Source organism: Sutcliffiella rhizosphaerae (assembly GCF_917563925.1).
In the GTDB taxonomy this organism is placed as follows: Bacteria; Bacillota; Bacilli; order Bacillales; family Bacillaceae_I; genus Sutcliffiella_A; species Sutcliffiella_A rhizosphaerae.
Genome location: NZ_CAKJTJ010000008.1, coordinates 77,232 through 102,793 on the forward strand (window position 1 = coordinate 77,232; position 25,562 = coordinate 102,793).

The 25,562-nt window shown below is 41.0% G+C and carries 22 protein-coding genes and 1 pseudogene; 3 read left to right on the top strand and 20 right to left on the bottom strand.

Going from position 1 to position 25,562, the window contains the following annotated elements; all coding sequences use genetic code 11:
• Window positions 1-21: 21 nt before the first annotated feature.
• Window positions 22-393, top strand: coding sequence for a VOC family protein (locus LRP81_RS09610; RefSeq protein ID WP_230501060.1), 372 nt, complete (start codon window positions 22-24; stop codon window positions 391-393).
• 130 nt (window positions 394-523) lie between these two features.
• Here the strand turns inward: LRP81_RS09610 and LRP81_RS09615 are convergent, their stop codons facing one another.
• The 8 genes from LRP81_RS09615 to LRP81_RS09650 all read right to left on the bottom strand — a co-directional run bounded on the left by LRP81_RS09615 (window position 524) and on the right by LRP81_RS09650 (window position 12,186).
• On the bottom strand, window positions 524-1,258 hold the full coding sequence (locus LRP81_RS09615; protein ID WP_230501061.1) for an SIS domain-containing protein: 735 nt from the start codon (window positions 1,256-1,258) through the stop codon (window positions 524-526).
• Window positions 1,259-1,340: 82 nt separating this feature from the next.
• Window positions 1,341-2,081 carry a creatininase family protein gene (locus LRP81_RS09620; RefSeq protein WP_230501062.1) on the bottom strand — a complete coding sequence of 247 codons (741 nt, stop codon included), beginning with the start codon at window positions 2,079-2,081 and terminating at the stop codon, window positions 1,341-1,343.
• 13 nt (window positions 2,082-2,094) lie between these two features.
• A complete protein-coding gene (locus LRP81_RS09625; protein ID WP_230501063.1) occupies window positions 2,095-3,087 on the bottom strand; it encodes a phosphotriesterase family protein in 993 nt (330 codons plus the stop codon).
• Between the two features lie 181 nt (window positions 3,088-3,268).
• The gene (locus tag LRP81_RS09630) at window positions 3,269-4,564 is read right to left on the bottom strand and encodes a PTS ascorbate transporter subunit IIC (protein WP_230501064.1); all 1,296 of its coding nucleotides are present in this window, start codon (window positions 4,562-4,564) and stop codon (window positions 3,269-3,271) included.
• A gap of 55 nt (window positions 4,565-4,619) precedes the next feature.
• Complete coding sequence (locus LRP81_RS09635; protein WP_230501065.1) at window positions 4,620-4,883, bottom strand: PTS sugar transporter subunit IIB; 264 nt, start codon at window positions 4,881-4,883, stop codon at window positions 4,620-4,622.
• Between the two features lie 63 nt (window positions 4,884-4,946).
• Entirely contained in the window at window positions 4,947-5,378 is a 432-nt protein-coding gene (locus tag LRP81_RS09640; protein WP_230501066.1) for a PTS sugar transporter subunit IIA, read from the bottom strand.
• Window positions 5,379-5,402: 24 nt separating this feature from the next.
• Window positions 5,403-7,496 (bottom strand): BglG family transcription antiterminator, encoded by a 2,094-nt coding sequence (locus tag LRP81_RS09645; protein ID WP_230501067.1) that lies wholly within the window; start codon window positions 7,494-7,496, stop codon window positions 5,403-5,405.
• Between the two features lie 1,024 nt (window positions 7,497-8,520).
• The gene (locus tag LRP81_RS09650) at window positions 8,521-12,186 is read right to left on the bottom strand and encodes a S8 family serine peptidase (protein WP_317987057.1); all 3,666 of its coding nucleotides are present in this window, start codon (window positions 12,184-12,186) and stop codon (window positions 8,521-8,523) included.
• 289 nt (window positions 12,187-12,475) lie between these two features.
• Between LRP81_RS09650 and LRP81_RS09655 the strand changes: the two are divergent.
• Window positions 12,476-12,969 (top strand): annotated as a pseudogene (locus LRP81_RS09655) (GNAT family N-acetyltransferase).
• 85 nt (window positions 12,970-13,054) lie between these two features.
• Here the strand turns inward: LRP81_RS09655 and LRP81_RS09660 are convergent.
• The 8 genes from LRP81_RS09660 to yhfZ form a co-directional block, all read right to left on the bottom strand.
• Complete coding sequence (locus tag LRP81_RS09660; protein WP_230501068.1) at window positions 13,055-14,299, bottom strand: phosphopentomutase; 1,245 nt, start codon at window positions 14,297-14,299, stop codon at window positions 13,055-13,057.
• A gap of 3 nt (window positions 14,300-14,302) precedes the next feature.
• A complete protein-coding gene (locus LRP81_RS09665; RefSeq protein ID WP_230501069.1) occupies window positions 14,303-15,466 on the bottom strand; it encodes a YhfX family PLP-dependent enzyme in 1,164 nt (387 codons plus the stop codon).
• 6 nt (window positions 15,467-15,472) lie between these two features.
• Complete coding sequence (locus tag LRP81_RS09670) at window positions 15,473-16,582, bottom strand: aminotransferase class V-fold PLP-dependent enzyme (protein WP_230501070.1); 1,110 nt, start codon at window positions 16,580-16,582, stop codon at window positions 15,473-15,475.
• On the bottom strand, window positions 16,572-17,507 hold the full coding sequence (locus LRP81_RS09675) for a phosphotriesterase family protein (protein WP_230501071.1): 936 nt from the start codon (window positions 17,505-17,507) through the stop codon (window positions 16,572-16,574). The genes LRP81_RS09670 and LRP81_RS09675 overlap by 11 nt, the downstream gene beginning before the upstream one ends.
• A 15-nt stretch (window positions 17,508-17,522) precedes the next feature.
• Window positions 17,523-18,821 carry a YhfT family protein gene (locus tag LRP81_RS09680; RefSeq protein WP_230501072.1) on the bottom strand — a complete coding sequence of 433 codons (1,299 nt, stop codon included), beginning with the start codon at window positions 18,819-18,821 and terminating at the stop codon, window positions 17,523-17,525.
• 63 nt (window positions 18,822-18,884) lie between these two features.
• Complete coding sequence (locus tag LRP81_RS09685; RefSeq protein WP_230501073.1) at window positions 18,885-19,244, bottom strand: DUF2620 domain-containing protein; 360 nt, start codon at window positions 19,242-19,244, stop codon at window positions 18,885-18,887.
• Between the two features lie 13 nt (window positions 19,245-19,257).
• Window positions 19,258-19,599, bottom strand: coding sequence for a PRD domain-containing protein (locus LRP81_RS09690; RefSeq protein WP_230501074.1), 342 nt, complete (start codon window positions 19,597-19,599; stop codon window positions 19,258-19,260).
• 158 nt (window positions 19,600-19,757) lie between these two features.
• Window positions 19,758-20,693, bottom strand: a complete 936-nt coding sequence (gene yhfZ, locus LRP81_RS09695; RefSeq protein WP_230501075.1) for a GntR family transcriptional regulator YhfZ — start codon at window positions 20,691-20,693, stop codon at window positions 19,758-19,760.
• A gap of 230 nt (window positions 20,694-20,923) precedes the next feature.
• On the opposite strand from yhfZ, the gene LRP81_RS09700 reads away from it, so the two are divergent.
• Entirely contained in the window at window positions 20,924-21,136 is a 213-nt protein-coding gene (locus tag LRP81_RS09700) for a hypothetical protein (RefSeq protein ID WP_230501076.1), read from the top strand.
• A gap of 45 nt (window positions 21,137-21,181) precedes the next feature.
• On the opposite strand, the gene LRP81_RS09705 is transcribed toward LRP81_RS09700, so the two are convergent.
• From LRP81_RS09705 to LRP81_RS09720, 4 genes are read right to left on the bottom strand one after another with little or no spacing between them, the layout of a single operon-like run.
• Window positions 21,182-21,754 carry a glycerol-3-phosphate responsive antiterminator gene (locus LRP81_RS09705; protein WP_230501077.1) on the bottom strand — a complete coding sequence of 191 codons (573 nt, stop codon included), beginning with the start codon at window positions 21,752-21,754 and terminating at the stop codon, window positions 21,182-21,184.
• Window positions 21,755-21,811: 57 nt separating this feature from the next.
• Entirely contained in the window at window positions 21,812-22,603 is a 792-nt protein-coding gene (locus tag LRP81_RS09710) for an HAD-IIA family hydrolase (protein ID WP_230501078.1), read from the bottom strand.
• A 15-nt stretch (window positions 22,604-22,618) separates the two neighbouring features.
• On the bottom strand, window positions 22,619-24,409 hold the full coding sequence (locus LRP81_RS09715) for an ABC transporter permease (protein WP_230501079.1): 1,791 nt from the start codon (window positions 24,407-24,409) through the stop codon (window positions 22,619-22,621).
• Window positions 24,406-25,530: an ABC transporter ATP-binding protein gene (locus tag LRP81_RS09720; protein WP_230501080.1), complete on the bottom strand. Its 1,125-nt coding sequence runs from the start codon at window positions 25,528-25,530 to the stop codon at window positions 24,406-24,408. Before LRP81_RS09720 ends, LRP81_RS09715 begins: the two co-directional genes overlap by 4 nt.
• Between the last annotated feature and the right edge of the window lie 32 nt (window positions 25,531-25,562).

Sequence of the window (25,562 nt, forward strand, 5' to 3'; positions counted from 1 at the left end):
ATTTATTTTTGAGGAGGATATATGAAATTAGGCGCTTTCTCTATAAGTTTAAGTGTAAAAGACATTAATAAGTCGAAATCATTTTACGAAGGTTTAGGATTTCAGGTCTTTGGCGGGGACATTATCCAAAATTGGCTCATTATGAAGAATGAAAGTACTGTCATTGGTCTGTTTCAAGGAATGTTTGAGAAGAACATGCTGACTTTCAATCCAGGCTGGAATCAAAATGCCGAAAATATCGATTCATTCACCGATATCCGTGAAATTCAAAAGCAACTTAAAGCAAATGGTGTTAAAATGTTGACAGAAGCAGATGAAACAAGCGAAGGGCCCGCAAGTTTTATAATGGAAGACCCTGATGGTAATACTATTCTGTTAGATCAACATAGATGATGTAGAGGATAGAATGCAGAAAAGGCGCGTTTGTTGATGAGCGCAGCCTTTTAAACTTAATACAAAGCACAAAAGCCAAGAATGCGGGTATGCGTCATTCTTGGCTTTTGCACTCATAAAGGACAAGCTCCTACCGAAGCAGCTCGATTTTGTCCTTGTATTGATCGATAAGTGTTTGGTTATGACTGTCAGCTCCTTCAATGTTGCCGCTTAGGAAGACTGGTGGTTGTGTGTTGTTTTCCGCCATGATCTTGATTGCTTCAGCGAAAATGGCGTTTAGGATGACAGCTCCCACCACGGTCGAGGTCGGGCCGAATGAGACTGGTACTTTTTCGTGTTGCAGAATGGCATCTCCTGTTACTGAATGGTTGTTGATGACTAAGTCGACCGAGTTATAGAGATACTTCCCGGTTTTATGGCGGGAAGGCTGGCTTTGGGAGTACTCCAAAGAGGTTATTCCGATAACAAAAGCTCCTTTATCTCTAGCTGTATTTGCCACATCTACTGGTACAGGATTTCTCCCTGAAGTGGAGATGACAAATACAATGTCGTTTTTATGAATAGGATAGTCTTCTAGAAATGGCTGGACATAGTCGTTTTGTCTTTCCAATTGGGATGATCGGACAGCTCCTTCATGCAGCATGAGAGGCTCAATGAAAATTGGTTTGATAGGCACTAAGCCGCCTGCTCTGTAGAAAACTTCTTCAGTAAGAATATGCGAGTGTCCACAGCCAAATAATTGAATGATTCCACCCTGTTGGATGGCATGAGCTACTTTTTCAGCTGCGACTTTTAGGTTTTCCGCTTCTACTTTTTCAACAAGATCAATTATTTCTTTTGCTTTTTCAAAATATTGATGGAGCATAGTTCTACCTCCTTGTGATTTGAATACAGCTGGCTTTGTTCCTTATAGCCGAAAATGAGGGACATAAACAACCTCTTGCAGTTTAATTAGATGTTCGAGTGGCATTTATAGCACCTTCTATCAGGGTTACCATATTTTCAATCGCTATGGAGATTATTTTTTCCCCTTTTTCCTTGGAGGCAAGCTTAGCATCTCCCAGTACCGCTGAGGTTGTGAATTCTTCCCATGGAGTTGGCATTACGTCAGCACTTAAAGGTATATTCGGCATGTCGGTAATTGCCTTTTTCATGTCTACATAATCTTCTGCAAGATAAAGCATATAGGACGTTTCAATTTCACAAGCATGAAAGTAGGAGCCATGTACACTCTCACTCTCTCTTACCTCACTTACTATTTTGCTTGTCCCAGGGTAAAACAGATATAAAATTTTGAAGTCATGGTGCAGCTGGTAGAGCTTTCTTGCCGCTTCTTTCAATGCCACCGCATTTCCTAAGTGCCCATTGAGCATCACAAATATCTTAAACCCTTGTTCATATAAGCTTGTGCCAATATCTATTAAAAAAGAAATAAGCGATTCATTGCTTACGTTGATGCTACCAGGAAAATTCTTCAAGCTCCATATTTGTCCAAATGGAAGGGTTGGCAAGACAAAGGCATTGGTCCTCGCCGCCACTTTTTCTGCAAGTCTTTCAGCCAATATATTATCTGTTCCTAACGGTAGATGTGGACCGTGGGCCTCCACTGCTCCAATTGGCAAAATAGCAATGGGGGAGATAGCAATTTTCTTTTCCACTTCAAAAGAATTTTCGTTTTGAAAGTGCATTTTTTCATCCCCTTTATTGTTTAAAAGTGAAGCAGTTAGCCGGGTTTTCTACAAAGAATTTATGAATTAGTCCCTCTCCGTCATACCCCTGCCTATTTGCATCATCAATAAAGCGAGGGACCCATTTGGCGATAATATATTCCAGACCCAAGCCATAATCATAATGCTTATAATAAGTTTTTCTAGCTGTATCACCGCTGATAAGAATCTGGTTTTCAAACCCTTTCTCAACCAGTTTTAGGATGCAGGCTATTCTTGTGCTTTCTGGTGCATATTTTATTTTTCCAATGCCATCAAAAGAAAGATATGCCCCTGTTCTTGCAAGTTGTTCGTGGTAATAAGGGTCAGGGTTTCGGTCCATATGTCCAAGACTCAAATAGGAAAGATCAATATTTTCACTTCTCAAAAGCTCTAGCTGCTCTAGCCCCATCGTTCCTGCTTCCGTATGGGAGTGCAGGGGTGCTTTTGTCTCCAAATGTGCTCGTGCAACAGCCCGCAATGTTTTTTCCTCTAGAGGTGTAATCCGGTTGTAGCCTGTCCCAAACTTTACTTGACCAGCTTTAAAGGGAGTCCCTTCAAGTCCCTCTTCTACTTCTTTGATGACAAATTCGGCAAGCTCATTAATGGAGGTTGCCTCGATCCACTCAGCATAAGTAGTAAATTCACCGATGATTGGCTTTAATTCTTCTTTAATTCTTGCATTCCATAAAAAGCTTTTATTAAATCCAGCTGTACCAATAATCTGGACTCCTGTCTCGTCTGCTATTTCCTTAACCGCCTGTACATCGCGTCCATAATCAATGGCTGTTGCATCCACGATGGTCTTTCCACCATGTGACACAAAGTCTTCCACATCTCTGCGGGATTTTTCTTTATCATCTAATAAAAGATCATCTTCCCCTCGCTGGACCCAGTAATCCGGTCGGCACATGATATGTTCGTGGGAATAGGTGAAGCCGAGATTATCTGGTTTAATATCACCATGAAAGGTTCGAATAAAGCTCATGCTGTCTCCTCCTAGTAAAAAGATACCGGCATGCACCATTCACATGCCGGTCAGATAGTTGACAAACGCTCATATCCATCGTTACTTACGGCCTTATGCTTGTTACGTTACTAGGTAACTGCGCTTCTCCAATGGGTTCGTACCTCAAGCAGCGTGAAAAAGTAGTATTTTGTACATTGTATTAGCCTAGTAATTGAGCTAAAAGCTTGATGATTGGGCCAAGGACGAACATATCGGAATCCGCCGCCCACATAGCCGTGTCTGGGATCGTGGAGGACAGAAAGAATTTCACTGTGAGGAATTGACCCCATGCTACAATCGTAGCAGTGATAAATCCACCCATTAATGCGCCTCTCACCCCACCTGTTGCATTACCGAAAACTCCTGCTGTTGCACCGTGGAAGAATAGCACGATCATGGTTGGAACGAATACATAAGCAACTGTATTTCCAATAACAATTAGCCATATTAACGCACCAGCAAACGCTCCAAGGAACCCAAGGATTACGGCATTTGGTGCAAATGTGAAGACAACTGGACAATCTAGTGCAGGCTTCGCTCCAGGTACAAGCTTAGTTGCAATTCCATTGAAGGCTGGAACAATTTCGCCAATAAACATTTTTACTCCAAGCAATACGATGGCTATTCCCCCAGCAAACGTAAGAGACTGGATGATGGAATAAACGATAAAGTCTTGATCACCTGAGCTTGCAATTAGCTCCTGTGCTCCTGGTGTCCCTTTTGTCAACAGGATGAGGGCACCAACAAAGAAGAGAAGTCCCATCGTTAAAGCAGTGATCACATTTGAATCCCTCAGAAATTCCAACCCTTTTGGAAGCTTGATCTTTTCGGAATCATTCTCTTTATTACCAAACGCTTTTCCTGCCAGTGCAGCTAAAATCGCTACGACTGCTGAGGTGTGACCTAGCGCAATGTTGTCATTACCAGTTACTTTTCTCATAAAAGGTTGAACTAGCGCTGGTTGCAACGTCCAATATAGTCCCATAAAAATAGCGAGGAAGACTGTCAGTTTCCAAAAGGAAACGTCCCCAACAGCATCGATGATGATTCCAGCAAATATCATTGTCGTCCAGAACATCATATGACCTGTCAGATAGATATATTTGAATCTCGTGAAGCGGGCCAGCAGGACGTTGATTAGGAAACCTAGGAACATGGCCAACGTTACAGCAGAACCATATTTAGCACCAAAGCTTTCCTGGCCGATGAAGTTGCCAAATGAGCTTGCTTCTAATCCAAATACCTCCTTCCACATCGGTTCAAATACGGTCAAGGCGCCAACAATGACCCCAGCTCCTGCATTGATGATAAGAAAGCCAATCATTGCTTTAAATGTGCCACTCACTGTTTGACTGGCAGATTTTTTTTGTAAAAGTAACCCTAATAAAACAATTAGTCCAAGAAGTATAGCAGGTACTCCAAAAATATTTGTTGCCATCCATTGAATTGCTTCCATCCCATTCTCCCCCTGTATAATAAATTGGCAAATTGCCAGTTGTTACAGCAAATGATTAAAGATTGGATTCCAATGCAGCTTTGATTTCATTCATATCGAAGTAATTGTTGACGATAATTACTTTGGAGGAATGACCTTCCAATGATTGTGCCAGCTCATTGCTAGTGATGATAAAGTCAGGTGTTTCGCTTGATGCACTTGACACATCTGTGTGTTCTACATCAGCTTGTATTCCAAGCTCTCTCAATGTTGTTTCCACATTCATTCTTAAAATAAGGCTTGTTCCTTGTCCAAGTCCGCATACACATAAAATTTTCATGCTGTTCCCTCCATAACTGATCTATTATTTTTCATAAGTGAGAAAATTAAAAGCGTAATTAACCTAATTAAATAGTGCTTTGATTTGTTGATAATCTTCCGCTGATTCCAGCTTTTCTAGATTGTGTTGATCATTTAACAGGACCGTGAGTTTTTGAAGGATTTCCAGATGCTCCTCACTGGAGGAAGCTCCTAAGGCAAACACGAATTTTACCGGGTCATTCCTTTCACTACCAAAGTTGAGCGGTTTTTTTAATCTGACAAGGGAGACAGATGCTTCTTTTACCCCATCCTCTGGTCTTGCATGTGGTAAAGCTATCTGAGGTGCAAGCACAAAATATGGACCGTTCTCTTCATAGGATAGTAACATCGCATCAATATAACTTTCCTCTACTGCACCTTGCTGGACAAGTAGCTCACCTGCTTTACGGATTGTTTCCTCTGGAGTGGTAGCTACTACATCCAATGCCACAAGTCTCTCTTCCAAAAATTTCATTTCCTTCTACTCCTTTTTTCCTGTTTAAACATGGGCTGTTTTTTCTTCAATTAGGCTTATTATTGTTTCGACCTTATCCGCTTCGATAATCTTTTGTTTATAATCCTCATCTGAAAGAAGTGCTGTTAGTTGGGATAATGCTTTTAAATGACTTTCTCCATCAGCAGCTGCAAGGACAATGATTAGCTGTATTTGGTATGGTCCAATACCTTTGAAAGGCACCTGGTGTTTCAGACGTAATAGGCTCATCCCCAACTTCTTTACACCATTTTCCGGTTTCGCGTGCGGAATTGCTACCAATGGTGAAACCACCACGTAAGGACCAAGCTGTTTAATGTTTGTTATCATCGTTTGAACATATTCTTCTGTGATTGATTGGTTCATCAATAGCGGTTCAGCAGCTGCTTGAATAGCCGTTTCCCAATTATCTGTCCTATCCAATAACTTCACAGTATCTGTTGTCAGCAGACTTTTTAACTCCGGCTGAACTACTTCCTGTAACCCTATAGAACGTATTTCTTTGGCCAAGTATTCCCGTATCTCTTTTTCCAAGGACTTTCTATTTATTATGTTGGCATGCTTATCGACTATGGAAAGGATGGCATCTACAGAGTAGCTATTTTCCTCTTCACTATGTGAATGGATGTTTCTTATTAGACGTTTCTTTTCCGCTTCCGTCAAAATGGCACTAACGACAAAAACAGGAGTATCTTCACTTTGGAGCGGAATCGTTGAGATGATGAAATCTGCATTATAATGATTCTCTTCGTACTCTTTCATGGAGACGCTTCCAACAATATCGACAGTCGGCAAAAGTCCTTCTAATTGACTTTCCAAAAGTTTGGACGTCCCTACTCCGTTTGTACAGACAATGAGGATTTTGTTCCTCCCCGTTAAAGCAGCTCCAGTCCTCTTCATCCATCCTCCGAAATGCATAGCAATTAACGCGACCTCATTATCATTTGCCGGTTTTCCGACAGCAGATTCTAAGTGATTTATTACTTTCTTGGTGAGCAAAAAAACATCTGGATATTTCGTATTCAAAAGTGCTGCAATGTCACTTTCCACTTCCAGCCCGTATTTGATTCGATAAAAGGATGGTTTTACATGAAGCAGTAAATTCTTCTCTAACTGTTGCCTATCTTTTATATAAATGCATGCATACCTCTGAAAGTCTGTAACCATTTTCGATACGAGAATAGAAAGCTCTTTTGTCTGATTATCTTCTTTGTCAACAAGGTCAACATCTTTAAATTGAACTCTTGCGCTAAGCAGATGCCTAGTCAAATAATATATTTCATCTTGTGGAAATTGCATCTGATATAACCTTGACAGCCTGTTACTAAGCTTTACGGCTGCATGGAACTCATTTGTCTGTCGTAGTATTTCTTTTTCCACTTCATCAATGACGATGTTCTTACCTTGTGTTAATCTTTTTCCGAACAGGATCAGTCGAAATATCAAATGTTGTTGGAAATCATCCGTAAATTGGATACGAAGATCTCGTTCAATCTCTTTGACCATCTGCTGGATTGCACCTAACTCTTCCAAATGAAAGAGATTCGTATTTGGCAGCTTAGCCAGAAGTGTCTGCCAGCCTTCGTTTGGTAGGATGGTAGATAGGTAATAGACAATCGCTTTCCGTTTATTCTCTTCATTCCCTTTGATGGTATAGCCTGCCTTACGCTCAAATACAATTTTCAAATGATAGTTTGAGAGCCTCACTCTAAGAGCTTTCAAGTCATCAATTATTGTATTTCTACTTACCTTCAACCGCTGCATTAAATCTTCTACATAAAGAGGAACGTTGCGGCACAATAGATAGAGAGCAAGCAGCGCCTTTCTCTCATTCAATGAATAACCATATTGCCATTCCTTAACATATTCCATTTTGTTTGGGACTTGCGCTTTTGTATCTTCCGACAAAATAAATCCAGTCCCCCGGACATGTTGTACAGGACCAAGTTGATTTTCCTTCAACCATGCATTAATTTTGTCAATATCATAGTAGATTGTTCTTCTAGATATTTTAAATCTTTCTGTCAGCTCTTTAGCAGAAACAAATGATTCTGCATGTACCAAAAAGGACAATAAAGAGGAACTACGTTGATCTAACACGAAGCCTTACCTCCTTTCCCATCTCCTTACTATTACTATATGCCTATATACTCTATTATACGAGACCAAATACCGTACAATGCAACGTGCAAGTTTTGGATGGATTGGAAAATTTGTTGAGCAGATTCAGTTGAAACATTGTGTTTTTAACACCAATCTTATTAATATTGAAGGTAGAATAACTCACTTAATGGTGTGGAAACATCATCAGGGGGGTTTTTTTAGTTTGAGGCGGGGGTTTATCATATTTTCAGAAGCTTGACTCCTAACTTTTGTGATATATCGACGGGAAACTAAATTTATCGACGAAGACGGATTCTTTATCGATGGAAACTAAGGAGATATCGACCAACACGAGGGACTTATCGATGAGTCGACAGCATTCCACAAATTTCGCCACACTCTATCATACCGTCCACAAACCCACACTAAAACTCTCAATAGAGAAATATTACCTAATCCTAAGAATTAGTGATGCAGGTTAGATAAAAGGATTTAGCGTGAAAGGGGATGGTGTCTCAAGGACACTTGAATATATTGTGATATCACTTGGGTGGTTAAACATGTGTGGATTGGGATTCATATGAATGGTAGACATGAATGCGGGGAAATCCTTTTTGGGTTATGATGACTTCTTTTCGGGGGCAACCCTCCTGAAATGGTCTTCATCATGGCGATGATGACATAAATAAAGTAGGATCCAATAAAAAATGCCTTTCATGAAGAATCAAATGATGACCAACAAAAAAGCTTCATTATTACAATAATTGCCAGTTATTCTTAACGGTTTTCTACCCATCTTTTTAAATAACATATACAATCAAAAACTATTTTAATATACTCCCAAAAAAATGTTGATAACTTTAAATCACTGTCCCGTTAATACCTAATATACCTATTGATCAAACGTTTGTTTAAAAAATACTTTGTGGATATAGATTTCACTAAATGTTTCTTTTTACTTCCCGTTCCACAGCAAAAAACCTTGCAAAATCTATCTGCAAGGTTTTTCCAACTTTACTTATTAGTTGTTTTTCTTACCGTTGTCGTGTGGGACGATGACGGTTGCTTCGGCTTTCGTCGTGTGGCCCGCATGGTCAGTTGCAAGGTAGAGAATGGTGTAGGTTCTTCCATTACCGTTACCGTTACGAGTTGCACGAACTTGGAATTCGGTGTCGTGTGTGCCGTATTCTGCCCCTTGAATATCTGTTGGGGATGAGGATTCATTGACGGTAATGGAATCAAGGACGACAGATTGAATTCCTGAGTGTGAATCTGAGGAAACAATCGTCGCTTTAATTGTTTCTAATTTGTTATTTGGTGGGAAAAGTCTAGGCTTGTCCACAGTAACAACAAGTTTTGGTGCGGTTTTATCTATTTTCACTTCGTACGCTTTAGCTGTTTCCACATTTCCTGCTACGTCTGTGCTACGATATTCTATTCTTTGAATACCTTCCTTATCAAGTTTGAATGGGTTGGAGTATGTGTTCCATGCCCCTTCATCGATACGATATTCTGTGAGTGCTACAGAAGAATCTGCATCTGTTGCAGAAAGAGTAACCGTAACATCAGATGTAAACCAACCATTCTGCCCTTGTTGCCCTTCGACAGATATGTCAGTAATTGGCGCCTCAGAATCTACTCTAGTAATAACAAAAGCTCTTTCAGCACTGTTTTGTGCTGCGTCGACTACAGTCAATTTAACTGTATTATCACCAAGTGTTAGTCCGGATATCTCTGTTTCAAATGTCCCATCTTGTGCAAGGTTTACCGGGAATGAACCAACTGTTTCACCTGAGCTATTAACTAGTTCATATTGAACCGTCAGCTTGCTATTGATATCATAGTCTTCACCAAAAACTTCCTCGACCGTTGATTTGAAGTTGATATAAGAATCTTGGATGGATCCAGATAGCTTATAATCAGCTCCATTTGCTGTATATATGTCTTCCGTAACAATCGTTGGAGCGGTTGTTTTTACATAGAATGGACCTGTCCAACTGAATGCCTGGGCAGTCGTTATGTCTATTGTATAAACTCCATCTGGAACTTTTTGTTGGCCAATTCCTCCCCATGGCGTGTACATTCCATTAAAATTATAGGTTTTTGGACCGACAGTTGTAGCGCTTTGTGCAACTAGGTATCCAATGTATCCATCTCCATACATGCCACCTTCAGGATTTGCTGCATCCCAAAGTTCAATGTAGGTAGTGGCTTGTCTGTTCCAAAACTCATAACGAACCGTCGTGCTATCGAGTTTTCCATCTCCATTTGGGGACACATCTAAATGATCCACACTGAAGCTCTTCAAACCAGCTGGCGGAGCGAAGTTTGCTGCAAATGGAAGAAGAAGCTTGGTTTTACCATTTGTTAGGTGCACATAGCCTAATAATTCATTACCAGTAGTCCCAGAACCTGCTGGTACATTTAAGGTTACTTTCAATGTTTTTTCATCTGATAAAGTAAAGGAAGTTTGGTCCACAGTGACAGTTGCTGCTGCGAAACTTCCAGTAGCCGCTTTCGTTACTTGAACGGAAACTTCATAATCGCTAACATTTCCAGTTAAATTTTTCACTACAACATCTTTTGTGATAGTCGTTGCATTTCCGGTAGGAACGTTTCCGAATGTAATCGTACCTTTTACGTTTTCACGTGTGGCATTTCCGTAGGTAGTCGTATCTTTTGAATAAGCAAGGGCTTCTGTCGTCGCCGCTTGTAAAGGCTGGACTCTACCTGGTCCCTGTGCGAAAACATCAAATCTTGCTGGATCTAATTGTTTTGCTGTATTGGAAAGTGCTACTTTGATGTCAAATGGAGTCCATTCTGGGTGCTGTGATTTTAATAATGCAGCTATTGCAGCCACATGCGGTGTTGCCATACTTGTTCCCGTAGAACGATCATACGCTTTGTCGAAACTAGCGTTAGGGAAGTCTTTTTTATAGGCAGGTACAGTGGAGAATATATTGGTCCCAGGTGCTGATACATCTGGCTTTATGTCAAATACAGGATTTGCTGGGCCACGAGAGCTCGACGAATTCATCTCATCTCCAGATGTTTTATCATACGTGTAGTTATCAAACGTTACTTTCCCTTGGCCTTGATTTGCATTTAGCGCATTTACAAGAGCAATTCCAGCTTCACGAGTCATATCAAAGGCAGGAATAAATTCAAAGCTGTCCCCTAGCCCTACATTAATATGGCCAGCTGCATTATTATAAATAATAACGCCAATTGCTCCTGCTGCTTTCGCTGCGGAAATCTTGTCCACAAATGGGGTTGTTCCCCTAGATACGACAGCAATCTTCCCTTCCACATCTTTTCCTTCATAATCCTTTGGCTCGCCCCAACCGCCAATAGCGACAAGGTCTTTGGCTCCTCCAGACAATGTATCTTCTGCTTTAACGCCATATTCCCAACCCATTAAATTCAACGAACTATTTACAGTATTGGAACCTACTATTGTCGTACCTACAGCTGTAATGACGTCTTCTTTTACAGTAGAATTTCCGACTGCAATTCCAAATGCAGCTGTAGCTGGGTTACCGATCGTTCCTCGATTTGGACCACTATTACCTGTTGCAATTACGGCAGTTACTCCAGCAAGTGCAGCATTATTGATTGCGATGGCATCAGATGCTATTTGGCTGTTTGAACTCCCGCCAAGAGAAAGGTTGATGATATCCATGCCTTCTTCTACTGATTTATCAATCCCTGCAATAATCCCAGAAGTCGCACCACTTCCATAAGCTCCTAGTACTCTATAGGCATACAATTCTATTTTCGGCGCAATCCCAATCATACCGTGAGGATTTTTTCCTTGTGCAGCAATTGTTCCTGCAACATGCGTACCATGGGATGTGTAGAAGGAGCTTCCATTTGCATTAAACTCCGCTCTATTTCCTGGTCTATCTAAAGGTGATGTCTCATAAGGGTCATTGAATGCTCGATCACGGGCATAGCCTGTTGGTCCAACCGTATGAGGAACAAAGTTGAAGCCACCTTTATACACTCCTTCAAAATCTGGGTGATCATAATCAATACCTGTATCAAGCACTGCCACTTTTACATTTTCACCCTCATATCCAAGGTCCCAAACAGCTGGAATATCAAGATGATTGACACTCTCAATGTAATCTCCGTTATTTCCAGATTGAGGATTAGAGAGGGCTTGTACTTCTAAATCAGGTTCTACCAATACTACACCATCAATAGCTAATAGCTTGTCTACATCATTTTCTTTTAATGTTAACACCATACCGTTAATGGCGCTGTCAAAAGTAAAGCCAACCTTAGCTTTAATTCCTAATTTACTTAACTCTCTTTCTACTTTCTTTTGCTGTGCAGCAACCTTGTTTTTAACTCCCTGCTCGGAAGCTTTAGAAAAAGATTTCCCTTGTAGCTTATTAATTCCTTTTACCATCGCTACAGGCAGTTCATCTAATTGAACAATGACCGAAATTTCTTTATTGCTTTTTAAATTTTTCAGATCAGCATGGAGCGTCGGCCCATTGAACATAGCCGCTTTCTGCTGGGCGATATACTCCCTCATCTCCGTATCGCCACTTAATTGTTCTTTCAGGGATTTAGTACTATCTGACTCAGCAAAGCCTGCAGATGGTATTAATAAAGAAAAAATCATAGCAAAAACTAACAAACTACTAAAATACTTACGAAATCTCCTACTTTTCAACTTCCTATCCCCCATCATTTTAAAATAAACAGCTAAGACTCATGACACCCCCCACCAAAAATCTACGAATCTAGCAAAAAAACGAGTCATCTTGACCCGTTAATAAAAATATAATATAGCTCCTCATACACAAGATATATTTTTCGTTCAACAAATAACTCCAACATTCAACAAGGAATAAAGAAAATCAGTTTCACTAAAACTTTTTCGCTACTAATCCGTATAAGAAAGCAGACACAAGAAAGGATGATGAACCTTGTTAAGCTCGAACACGTTACGATTAAGAAAGATGCAAAAAGATGATGTTCATTTATACCATTGCTGGAGAAATGATTTGGAGGCAATGGCAACTACTAGCCTATCATTGGATAACTACACGAAAGAAGAAACGGATACATTTGTGGAAAATGTAATCCTTCATAGTCATTCTTCTAAAAGTTACATAATGGAAGTAAAAGAAAACAGCGTACCAATCGGAGTTACCTCCCTAATTAATATCGACACGAAAAATAGAAACGCAGAGTGCATTATTGATATTGGAGACAAGAAATATTGGGGAAAAGGGTATGGAACAGAAGCTCTTAAACTATTAATTGATTATGCATTCCTAGAATTAAATCTCCATCGTGTTTCCTTAAGGGTCTTCTCTTTCAACGAAAAAGCTATACACATATATTCAAAGCTAGGGTTTGAGAGAGAAGCGTTATCCGAGAAAGCTTATATAGGAACGGAAAGTGGCATGATATCATCATCATGGGGATATTGAAGAAGAACTACCTCTAGTAAAACACACAAAAAGGTAGATTCCTTATAACAATATGTAAACAAGCTGTAACCATCTATCATTCTCCGGTTACAGCCTTTTCTATCATTCGACTTGGCTCCTTCTACTCTTGTGAGAAGCAGGAAAACCTTTTTCCTGCTCCATTAGCACTTCATGCAGAAAGCTTGTGCCATATTCGGGTAGTGTGGTTTGAAGATAATGTGCAATAGTGGCTGCGATGTCTGCTAGAGTGGAGCGAGTGCCTATGTTAATTGGTTTGATCGGTTTCCCAATTAGGAGGATTGGGGTTTGTTCTCTAGTGTGAGTGGAGTGGCCAATGGTTGGATCATTGCCATGGTCTGCTGTGATAAAAAGCAAATCTTCTTCTCCAAGGGTAGGAATGAAACGCTCAAGAAAGAGGTCTACTTCCTCAAGCACTTTCTTATACCAGTCACTGTCTTCCTTGTGCCCAGCAAGGTCTGTTTCTTGTACGTTCACTAAAAATAAACCATCACCTTGTAAAGATTGATGCTTTTCTTCCAAAATATTTAGTACATCTTCCGTTTCCACCACACCATTTGCATACCCTTCTGCCTGAATGACATCCGCAGTTTTTCCAATTCGAAAGACTGGTAGCCCCTCTTTCTCCACAAGGTTTGCCAGCTGTTTGGATGCATCTACTCCATAGCCAAGGTGTAGGACATGGTAACCAGCACCGTATACATTGGCTTTAGGGGCATCTACACCCCACTGCCCGGGGTGCTTTTCCTTTACAGTAGCTAGAATTAATTCTGTGGAAGTCGTTGTATTTCCAAACACAATGACCCTGCTTGTATCTACATGTCTCCTTACTATTTTGCCTACCCTGCTTGCTTCTTTAAAGCTAATCCGGTTCAAATCACACACCACATTAATAATATTACCTAGTTGGGATTCAAGATTATCACCAATAATAACGGAATCCTCCACCTGTAATACTGGAATGCCTTCCAACGGAAACGTTACCCGATACCCTGCCGTTTCAAGCTCACCCTTAAGACGCGGAGCAATATCCTTCATCAATCTTTCTTGCGGCTTCCCAGGCTTACTCCCCATTAGCTCCTGATGTCCCATGTAAGTGTCTGCACCGTAATGAGCTAGATTATTCTTGCCATAAGCAGCAATCGGTTCTCCTTTACCATCCGCTATTTTTTCAAGCCCCAGAAGATGAAGGGTAGGTATGTTTAAGCCCACAGCTCGACAAAGACTTTTATACGTATTAGCCTTTATATCTTCTGGTTTTGTTTCCTTGCAATCTTCCATTGCCCCAATGCCGAAGCCATCTAAGACTAATAGGGTTACTCTTTTCAACGTTTACAGCCCCCTTTTTTGAAAATAAACAATGGCAGGATTAGAAGTTTGTACGCCCCTAACAAACGCCACATGGGCTCTTGTTACGAAAATCTGTGTTCTAAAGGCATAGACAACACTATCTCCTACTGCCATGTTTCCTTTCTTTTGCAAGGCTCCATAGTAATCAATATTTTCCGGTGAGGAAAGCGCTACCGTCGCCTTTTGTGCCAGCACATCTCTCCCTTTAGAGCCGTAAAGGGCTGCTTCCATATTTCCTCTTGAATAAAAGCCCCCTGCAATCGTGTACGCATATTCATCATCAACGTGTGAAATTTCAGACACGTATACCATGCTAGGTACTTCTGGAAGATGTTCCTGATAAGCATGCAAAGGAGTTGTACCAGTTATCGCGTGACCAGGCTCTCCATGAGTGACCCCGACTGCTTTTAATAAAGGGATGGTGTGGCAACTTGTAGCACTTGGAGCATTTATGTGCCGCACGTTTATCCCTGAATTTTCTAATATCACCCTAGCGTACTGAATCGTCTCTATGTTGGATGTGAATGACATAGCATCCTTAGCTTCATTTAATTGAAAGACTGGAAAGCTAGTTATACCTATCACTTCTATTCCTGGAAATGTCTTTAATAGGTCCAAATCTTGCTCTAAACTGTCTAATCGAAAGCCACCAAATTGACCTGGATAAAGGTAATCACTTTTTCTAATGACACGTAAAATGACATGCTGTTTCTTACCAAGTTCCATGGCAGCAGCAGATAATTGTTCGGCTCTCTCATAAGAAAATAGCGTAACTACTTCAGGATTGAGTCTGGTGATTGCTTCCTTCCACTGAGACTTGGATGGCTGAACAAGATGACCGAGGTTGCCGATTTTACAACCTGCTTTTCTTAAAATAAATGCTTCATCTATATCAACAGCGACTGCTTTTTCAATTCCGCTCTGCTGAATAACCTGACCGATAAATCCGCTTCTACCAATTTGTTTGGTCATGTAATATAAACGAAGATGATGAGTTGTCGCTGTATGTGCTAGTTCTTCAACATTTCGCTCTATTTGATCTAAATCCAAGACATACGTATTAGCTGGAATATCACCATTTTGATGAAGTTTCACAGCTGCCTTAATCAGTTCGGGATTCCGCTTCATCGTCATATTAAGAAACATGGCAAATCACCTCTTCGCCACTTTTTCAAGTACTTGGTTCAAGATTCTAATCACAGTGCTTGCGGAAGCCTTCATTGGATTGATGCGCAGACCATACTCCTTTAGTTCAGGCTGGCTTTCAAGAAAACTTCCGGAAACACGGTAAATCATCGGGATCAATTCAAAGCGGGATTCTGCCCCGACCGGATAGGTTGCGGCACCAAACTTGGCGGCTTCATGGATGACTTCCTGAGCAATTGGTTGTTCCAATTCGATAATGACATTCTTTGACTGAGAGTTGGTGATGTACACTTCTTTTACAAAAGGTACTTCTTTAGCAGCAATTCTGTCCCTAAGTGCTTCTACCTGTTCGTTTTGGGTGGCAAGCATGACTGGAGCAAATACGATACTACGTAATAGTTCATGTGCTTCATAGCCCTGCACCTGTCCACCACCTGAATAGTTTCGTTGATGGATTTGCTCGATATCTTCTTTTTTACCGAGCAATATGCCTATTCCCTGTGGACCAAGTAATTTAAAGCCCGAAAAGGTAGAAAAATCCGCACCAAGCTGTACACCGATTTTTGGCATTTTCATCGCACAGTAATTATCATCGACAACAATTGGTAAGTCCGGTCGAACTTCTTTTACAAGATCAAATACTTTGCTAAGATCATAAGTATCGGTCGGCTGCTGCCTCGCATGCTGAATATAGAAGACTGTGGAATCGTTATCAGTAAGTAGTTGGTTACGCAGCAATTCCAGATTATTAAAGTCCATAACATTTATCCGAATCCCCATCATTCGGAACGTTTCCTTCGTAGTCATGTAAATCGGAGCTTTATGGATAATACAGCGGTCTCCTGGACTCATCAACTGACTAAGAATAACCCGAATCGCACCTGTTCCACTCCCTCTTACTAATGCACACGCCTCTGCGTCAAAAGTTGAGGCAATAACTCTTTCGACCCTGGCTGTCATTAATGGCCGGTTATATGCTGGGTGTAGCCCAACATCTCCCGTTTGAAAAAAATCATTATCTTGGAACTCTCTTGTAATCTCATCAATCAAACGAAATTGAAGCGCTTGAGCCTCATTAATCGTCATGTTAGGAAGGATGGAAGTTTCATATCGCATATGAGTTAACCTCTTTTCTTATGCTGAATGCTTTTTGCGGGTTAGTCACCAGCAGTTTTTGAATCTGTTCTTCTGTCACCCCGAAATGCCGTAATGTCGGAACAAAGCTACGTAAAACGACATCGTATCCCTGTCCTCCATTCACACGCATATGGGAGTTACGTGTTAAATCGCTAGACAATAACAGTTGGTCTTCATATCCATGTTCAAGAAAGGCTAGCAAGGAAGTGAGTCGGTCTGCATCCTTTCTGTAGTTTTCTTTTCCAATTGTATCTAAAGCGACAAAGGCACCTGAGGATAGCACGTCCAATACGATAGCATCATTCGGATTTAAATCCTGATGCCCAATGATGACTTGATCCAGTGACAAACCTTCTTTTACAAACAGATTGATTTGTTCTATAGCCATCGTTCCAAGGGTCGTATGGGTGGATAGCGGCAGCTTCGTTTCCTTGGCAGCTTCGATTGCTCCATAAAATAACTCGGTCTCAATAGGCTCAAAGGTATTATAGCTACTACCTATTTCTCCAATCACCCCAGGCAGCACATTAGTTCCATCTAATCCATTAGTAATCTCATCAACCATCCACTTGTAAAAATCATCCCTTGTAAAATGGAATTTATCTTCTGGGATAAATGGATCCTTATAGCAGCCAGTACTTGCTACGATGTGCAAATTAAGGCTTTTACTGATATGAAGAAGGGCAGAAACATCTCTGCCCATCCCATAATTGGTCACTTCAATGATGGACTTACCCCCATACTCCTTAAAACTCCGAAGATCCTCTGTCACCAATGAAACATCTTGTAGCGCTGTGTCAAGGTCACCTTTAATCCTGCTAAGATCGATACTTAAATGTTCGTGGCACGCACATACCCCTAGGCTTTCAGGAGAAATCGGCCCTAAGATAGTCTGGATATACAAAAAGATCTACTCCTTTTATTGAGGTGGTGTAAATAATCCAAGTAGCACAAGGATGTTTCCGATAATCCCAACGGCAATCGCGCCAAGTGGACCTACTGCCATACGAACAATTGGACGCCCTGCAGCTTCATTCAATAGATAAATACCAGCTATAGCAAAAAAACCAAATCCAGGTACAATCGCGTTAGCTGCGTTGGCTCCACCGATTAATAGTGCTACTTCCAACACCCGTGTCATGGCAGTACGAATATTCTCACCAGAAGCACGTACTCCTGGGTAGCGATCAAGAAACTTTGCCAAGTAAGTTAACAGCCATACTTCCGCAAAAATAATGAGTGCACCTGCTATTGCAGCAACGAGTGGATTAGGAGACAAAATTCCTGCTCCGAAAACAAATGTAAACCCTGCAGGACCGTAAACCCCTGTGGCAATGGCAGTACTTGCAATCAAAGGAACAAAACCAATCGCTTTTGCAAAAGAAGCAATGGCTCCCTCTGAGACCTTTCCTTCTGATAATAGATTCAAAGAAATAGGATCCCCGGCTACAATTAAATAATTGGCCGCTGCAGAAATTAGTGCTCCACTGACCATAAGAATCCAAACATGCTTTTTAATACGATTAACCCTATCAACAAACAGGCTTGCCAGTGTGGAAAGACTGGTATCTTCTGACTTTTCTTTTATGGCATAGGTCATTAAGAAAATCATACCAACTACAAGGGCAATCCCCTCTGGACTTAAGACAACCGGAGTTCCACCAATCGTAATCAATTGTTCTGTATTCAGAAATACTATAATTTGACGGGCAAGTGCAGCAACAAGAAATGCAATGATTCCTTTTTTTACCCCGAACTGTAAGGCAATCGCAATGGCTGGAAATACCATGAACGATACAACAACAGGGGCACCAACAAGATTGAATCCTTCCACAAAATTCAACGGAAGCTTCTCGAAACCGGAGACAACAAATTGCAAACCAAAATAAACCCCTGCTCCGTACAATCCTCCAATCAAACCTGCTAACGCAGTGGAAACCTTCCCTTTATTAAGCGATAGACCAATAATATCCGTTCCAAGCAAGATACTATGGATGAGGAGTATTCCCCCAGCGATTGAAATAGGTATTCCAAACCCAATTACCAAACCAAAACTCATCGCAAATGCAGTAACAGATAATTCCTTACGGGACATGCGACCTTCCAAATTCTCCGGTACAACCGGCCTTAATCCATCATTAAAAACAGCAATTCCCATATTCGCCATAATGGCCCCTACTACCCCAAGTAGAATTAAAATCCCCGCTTCCAACACCATGAAAACTCCCCCGTTTCCCGTTCGTTATTTACTTTTCTAAAAGAAGTTGCTATTAACCGTAAGTTATCTTTTAAGTAGCTCTGCTAAAATAAGTTCTACCGCTTTTTCTTTATGATCTCCTGTAAATCCGAATGCAATAGCACCTTGCTCGACTGCATCGTGAACTTTCACTTGAACGGGAGGCTTTCCTGGCATCGACACTGTCGCACATTTGTTTTTACCTAACAATGCGATCGCCATAGCAAGAGCTCCCCCTCCCCCAGTGTGGCAAGCCCCTAAATAGTAGTCAGCCTGTCCATTTTTCAACATCATGGCTGCCTCAAGGTCTGGTTTAACTTGCGTAGTTACTTCCCCATTCGAATACTCTTTCACAAGCTTCTCAATCTCACCTTTCTCTACCTGACCACCAATTACAATTCTCATCAGTTTCACCCTCCTAACAACTTGATAAAACGCTTACAAAATGCATGTGTAAAAAATCTTTCTCTTCTTTCGGAAATGGTTCGGATAATTGTTGCTCGATCCACTCTACCCGTTTGACTGCCTCTTGAAAATATGGAGATTGAAACACCTCTTGCATAACAAAATCAGGTGGTGCAGACATCTCATCCTTTCGATCCATTCGAGTAATTGCCATAGCAAGATGTGTAATGAGCATCTGATAGATTTCCTCTTGCCCTGATTCCACAAATGCATCCACTGTCTTAAGTGAAATATCTGTTGCTCTTGGTGTAATGGTGTCAGTTTCCAATAAAATTTCCACTCTTTCTTTTAACATAAGCTTCTTCGTACCTCCTTCCTTTTCAATGTACAAAAAATTGTATTTTCAATATAAAAGATTGAATGGTTAACCACGCGCTTTCTATGGGACAAGGCCATGTAGGAGCTTACAATAATCTCATAGTCAACAGCGGAAAGTGTATAACCAACCAAATCTTAATATCTTGGAATTAATTCATTTTCTTCCACTTGCTTTTGGATAGAAAGAATCGCTTCTACTGATAGTAATTGGAGAATGTATGCAAGCTTTTCGTTGTCCTTTCTCATTAAACAAACTGCTTCACTCATTTCTCCCTCCAGCATAGTACCATTCGCAGTCGTTAATGGTCGGTTATTTACCTCCCCACTGCTTTTTTCATCCATGTTCCAAACCGTTGCATCAATTTTCCCAGCATGAAGATTGGATAAAAGATGCATGTAATTAAGCTCGACCAGTTCTACGTTTTTCCCTGTTGTTTCAGCAACAATTAATGTTCTTTGATCGGTTGAGGAAGGATCGACACCTATTTTCATACCATTTTCAATAGTAGTGTGCGTATCATCAGCAAACATAAGTGCATGACCAGATACGTAAGAATGTTCACCGAAGGAAAGCCCGATAGCTAAATCTTTATCTTCACGCATATGCTCATTTGCCGAATACTTAGATACTAAAGCTAAGTCGTATCTTCCATCCTGCAATGCTTGGATTCGTAGACTTGAACCTCGCATGAACGCGATATTAAAGAAAATGTGAAGTTCCTCAAAAGCAATGGTCAGCCCAGTCGCAATTCCCTCATACTTTTTTGAATAAGGCAGTGGCATCACCGCCGTTATTTGATTCATTCCAGCACTTTTCAACAATTCATGATGATTCTTAGAACGTAAATAGGTTCCCAGATGCCCTCTCGATTCTAGCGAAATTGCCTTTAACTCTACTAATCTCTGAAGCGAAGTTTGGATGGTCCCACGGCCTACCTGCAGATCAATCGAAAGATCTTCTATTTTCGGAATTCGCTCATTTACTTCCACAAAAAGCAACTTCTCCGCAAGTTTCTGTAAAATCAACCCTCTCTTCGAATACAAACCATAATCATTTTTCAAAATATTCACCATCATCCCAAAATACAAAATACTGTATATTGGAATCCTAACACGAAGTCCGAAAGGAAACAAGAGGTGACCTATTATTTGCTAGAGTAAATTCGATATTTACCTTTTGGGGTTCAAATTCTACACTCCAGTGCTTTTCCTTTAGGTAAATCGGATAGATCAGAGATTTTTTTGAGTTAATTGGGGATATCCTGCTGTGTGATTTTTCAGGTAAACAAGGAGGAATAGCGATGGGGAGGATGTTATTTTGGCGAAACAGGGGGAATATTGACAGTGAGCATGATTTATCGACGAAACTAAGGTGGATATCAACGGTAAGAATGATATTATCGACGAAATTTATGGTTTTATCGACGACTAGACAAAATACGATACTTTTCGCACCTCTTCATCACCGCAACATCACGCCTCCAAACCCACCCTCCACCGACCTCCCCAGATAAGCTCCATACTTAAATGAGGAAGTGGAAGACAAGCCGCCAACCTTCCTATATACCACACTTCCAGAGGTGTGGGTTGCCAACCGAGATGGCGAGTGCTCCGGCACGGAGGGAGTGGTGGATTTCTTGTTCGTTTTCAATGAGACCACCTGCAATGATAGGAGTTTGGAAAGTTTCTGTCAGGTTGTAGATGACCCTTGGCATGATGCCTGGCAGGACTTCGACGGCATCTGGCTTAGAGGATTCTACAAGTCTTTGTCCTTTTTTGATAGCGTTGTGGTCGATGAGAAACAGGCGTTGGATTGTTTTAAGTCCTTCTTCTTTGGCAAATTTAATGAGGTGGTTTTTGGTAGTGATGATGCCGTCTGGCTTCAGCACGGTAGCAATATATTTTATACCGCTTTTATCGTTAGAGATACCCTCAATAAAATCAAGGTGAAGAAACACATACATGTCTGCTCTTTTCAATAGAGTGATATATTCTGGTAGCGTCAAGATAGTTCCTGTTAATAGAAATGCAATATTTGCGTTGCTATCAATAGCTTCTTGAATTTTCTCCGGTGAGTCTATTGCTGCAATAACTTGTGAATCTACCATATCTACAATTATATTTCCCACCATACCTTCTCCTTTTTAATAGCTGTTTTTGCATGAATTTCCCCTAATAGCTGAGCTTCATCAGCTAATTTTTACTTCCTCTAATTCCGGAATCTCTTTTATACTTTTTATGATATATGTCGGCGTTGCGATAGCTGGGTTTAGTGTAGAAGAGTTGGTGATACCAGTAAGAACAAGTATAGTCTGCATCCCTACTTCATTTCCCATTTTGATATCTGTCTCCAGCCTATCGCCAACCATGATACAATCCGCCATTTTAAGCTTTAAATGCTCCGCTGCTGCTCTAGCCATAATATTGGATGGTTTCCCGATGATATGATGGATCGCTTCTCCTGTCGCCCCTTCAATCGCACCGATAATCGCACCACAATCGGGAACCTGACCATTTGGTGTTGGACAGGTTCTATCCGGGTTCGTTGCTAAAAATATTGCTCCATTCTTCCAGGCTACATATGCCTGATTTAGTTTACCGTACGTAAAATCCCGATCCCAGGACACAAGTGCATATGCTGCCTTTGTTGGATCCATTGTTATAGGAACACCATGATTTTGAAGTTCTTCAAATAACGGCGCTTCGCCAATCACCCAAACCTTTTCATTTGAATGGAGCTTTTGTTTTAAATACTTTGCTGTAACAAAGCTGGAATTTATGATTTCTTCCAAATCAGCTTCAATCCCCATTTTTCTAAGCTTATTTTGATACGTACGCCTTGAGTTTGCAGGGTTGTTCGAAAGAAACACGACTTGGTCGCCTTTATCTTTTATAAGTTGAATAGTTTCTGCAGCACCTTCTATTACTTCATCGCCGAGATACACTGTTCCATCCAGATCAAATATGAATCCTTTTTTCACTATCTCCACCACCCTCTAATACAAAGAATTCTTCGAAATTTTGGACGCTGCAAGCTGTAAGAACAATACGAGAATGATAATGAGAATGGCCATTGCAGAGGCGGTATACACCTCTCCCCTTAAGAGATTTTGAAATACGACCAAGCTCATTGGTGCCCAATTGGAAGGTGCCATCAATATCGTGATACTTGTTTCTTTAATAACTGTTACAAAAACGAGAATGGATCCAGCTGCAATTCCCGGTAGCATCAATGGTCCAATTACTGTAATAATCGCAAGTAATCGTGATGCTCCTAGATTAATTGATGCTTCTTCTATATCTGGCTTTATCGACATCATCGTCCCCATTGTAGAACGAATCATATAAGGCATCCGCCTAATTGCATACGCAATAATTAAGATAGCTGCAGTTCCAGTCAGCTGTAATGGTGCAGTGTTAAAGGTTTGGATGTAGGCAATACCAAGTGCAATTCCAGGCACTATTAAAGGTACTGAGGAAAGGAAATCTAATTTTGCAGCATTTTGACGAACCACAAAATAGGAAACAAGGGTAGAAACGACGACACTGATTCCTAATGCGCCAAGGGCAAGCACGATACTATTTACAATATTAGTAGTGGATCTGGAGAATATAGTTCGATAGTGATCTAGCGTATACCCCCTTGGCAAGAGGTCTGCGCCCCATGTTGTCGCAAAAGATTGCATTAATACAGAAAGAACGGCAAACAAAGGAATGGAAATGACGATTGTCGTATAGATTGCTAGTCCATTAGCAACCCACTTATTATCATTTAGTTTTATCCCTTTTGGCTTACCTGATAATGTACCGTAATTCATTTTTTTCGTTATTTTACGTTGAATCCAAAAAAAGAAGCCTGCCACTAACACCATGACTACCGTTAGTATAGAAGCTCCCGCCCAGTTAAAGAAGCCGGAAATTTCCCGGTATGCTTCCACAACAATCAAGTTCAAGCCTTCTGGCGCCAAAATAATCGGTGTACCGAAGTCTGAGAAACTAACGGTAAAAATGAGCAACGCACTGGAGATAATTCCTGGGATAGCGAGAGGAAATGTTACAAATACAAGACTCATCCAGTTACTTGATCCAAGATTACGGGAAGCCTCCTCTAAGGAAATGTCACTGAGCTTGAATGCTGCCACCATTGGCCAAAGTGCAAATGGAAAAAAGAAAAAGATCTGCACAAGGACAATTCCAAGCATGGAGTACACATTAAACAACACTCCATTTCCACCCATTCCCTGATAGAGTGAATTGACCCAACCTGTACGACCAAACATGATGATGAAACCCGCAGCAGAAATAAAGGTTGGCACAATAATTGGCATCGTACAAAGTGCTGCGAATGTCTTCTTAAAAGGCATTGTCGTTCTTGCAAACCCATATGCAATCGGCAAACACATCACAATGACCAATACCGCTACACCTAAAGCCAATGTCAAGCTGTTGGTCAATGCTTTAAAATACGTTCCACCCGCCAATAGCTTCTTATAATGATCCAAGGACGCATTCGAAAACCGCTCCAAATTTGTGGAAAGAATATCCGGGTTCACGATCGAGCCAAGCAAATTCACGGGCGCTCCTGTAAAACTTACTAAAAATACCGAGACTAACGGCAAAATTAAAAATAGCCCCAAAAAAACAAATACACCCAACTTCATCAAGAACAGTCCATCAGGTCGCAGGAAAGCAGTTCTTTTTTCTTTACCCTTTGGCGGTTTCGGCCGAGGTTGCGATTCAGGATGAGGGGGAAGCTGTACCCCAGAGTCTTGTCGCTCTATTTTCATAGCAATAACACCCTTTCCGGATCAACCGACACCTTCACCGTTTCCCCACTCGTCAAGATTGGCTCCCCTGGCACAAATACATGCTCAATCGAGAATTCCAGCTCTCCAACCTTCACATCATAGCGGATATTTGGACCCAAATAGGTATGTAAAATCACCTTTCCTTCTAACACATTCCCCTCCGCCACCAAACTGTTTTCTGATGCAATGTCTATCCCCTCAGGGCGAATGAGCACTTTCACCTCGTTTTTGTCTGTTGTATGAGTAGATTTCAATGTCCATTCATTAATTTTCACAACAGTTTCCTGTTTAGTACTCTTAACGACTTCCCCATCAAAAATATTAGACGAGCCCACAAAATCTGCCACAAAAGCGGAGCTCGGATTACTGTATAGCTCAGTCGGTGTAGCGTTTTGAATAATTTCCCCTTCCTTCATTACCGCCACTCTATCAGCCATACTCATCGCTTCCTCCTGGTCATGGGTGACAAAAATAGTGGTAATACCTACCTCCTGCTGAATTCTGCGGATTGTGGTTCTCATCGTATTCCGGAGCTTTTTATCAAGATTAGATAAAGGTTCGTCCATAAGAAGAACAGAGGGCTCCAAAACAAGTGCTCTTGCCAGTGCAACACGCTGCTGCTGACCACCTGACAATTCATTGACTCCTCGCTCTGCAAGGTGCCCAAGCTCCACATATTCAAGAACTTCCATCACTTTCTTTTCAATTTCTTTCGTTGGCTTGGCTAATCGCTTGCTCATTAACCTCGCGAAGCTACTTACCTTTTTCCCAAAACTGCCTGTATTGAAATCACGGACCGTCAAACCGTATGCGACATTTTCAAAGACATTATAGTGCGGAAATAAGGCATAGCTTTGGAACACCATGCCACAGTTCCGTTTGTTCGCAGGGATTTTATTCACGACTTTATTGTTTATGTAGATGTTCCCAGCTGTTGGGTTTTCAAAGCCTGCGATACAGCGCATTGTAGTTGTTTTTCCACATCCTGATGGTCCGAGCAGGGCAAAGAATTCCCCTTCTTTAATATCGATGTTGACATTTTTTAAGGCAGTCACATCATTATATTTTTTGATTAATCCATCTACCTGTACCGATCCCATATTTAATCTCCCCGTTTGCTAAAAATTTTGCA

Bases quoted from the DNA above. Each gene is read 5' to 3' on its own strand.
- LRP81_RS09680 (WP_230501072.1), bottom strand. From the start codon at position 18,821: ATGGTGTTGGAAGCGGGGATTTTAATTCTACTTGGGGTAGTAGGGGCC.
- LRP81_RS09685 (WP_230501073.1), bottom strand. From the start codon at position 19,244: ATGAGAATTGTAATTGGTGGTCAGGTAGAGAAAGGTGAGATTGAGAAG.
- LRP81_RS09640 (WP_230501066.1), bottom strand. From the start codon at position 5,378: ATGAAATTTTTGGAAGAGAGACTTGTGGCATTGGATGTAGTAGCTACC.
- LRP81_RS09715 (WP_230501079.1), bottom strand. From the start codon at position 24,409: ATGAAAATAGAGCGACAAGACTCTGGGGTACAGCTTCCCCCTCATCCT.
- LRP81_RS09720 (WP_230501080.1), bottom strand. From the start codon at position 25,530: ATGGGATCGGTACAGGTAGATGGATTAATCAAAAAATATAATGATGTG.
- LRP81_RS09620 (WP_230501062.1), bottom strand. From the start codon at position 2,081: ATGCACTTTCAAAACGAAAATTCTTTTGAAGTGGAAAAGAAAATTGCT.
- LRP81_RS09625 (WP_230501063.1), bottom strand. From the start codon at position 3,087: ATGAGCTTTATTCGAACCTTTCATGGTGATATTAAACCAGATAATCTC.
- LRP81_RS09610 (WP_230501060.1), top strand. From the start codon at position 22: ATGAAATTAGGCGCTTTCTCTATAAGTTTAAGTGTAAAAGACATTAAT.
- LRP81_RS09630 (WP_230501064.1), bottom strand. From the start codon at position 4,564: ATGGAAGCAATTCAATGGATGGCAACAAATATTTTTGGAGTACCTGCT.
- LRP81_RS09690 (WP_230501074.1), bottom strand. From the start codon at position 19,599: ATGTTAAAAGAAAGAGTGGAAATTTTATTGGAAACTGACACCATTACA.
- LRP81_RS09700 (WP_230501076.1), top strand. From the start codon at position 20,924: ATGGGGAGGATGTTATTTTGGCGAAACAGGGGGAATATTGACAGTGAG.
- LRP81_RS09615 (WP_230501061.1), bottom strand. From the start codon at position 1,258: ATGCTCCATCAATATTTTGAAAAAGCAAAAGAAATAATTGATCTTGTT.
- LRP81_RS09635 (WP_230501065.1), bottom strand. From the start codon at position 4,883: ATGAAAATTTTATGTGTATGCGGACTTGGACAAGGAACAAGCCTTATT.
- LRP81_RS09705 (WP_230501077.1), bottom strand. From the start codon at position 21,754: ATGGTGGGAAATATAATTGTAGATATGGTAGATTCACAAGTTATTGCA.
- LRP81_RS09670 (WP_230501070.1), bottom strand. From the start codon at position 16,582: ATGCGATATGAAACTTCCATCCTTCCTAACATGACGATTAATGAGGCT.
- LRP81_RS09665 (WP_230501069.1), bottom strand. From the start codon at position 15,466: ATGTTTCTTAATATGACGATGAAGCGGAATCCCGAACTGATTAAGGCA.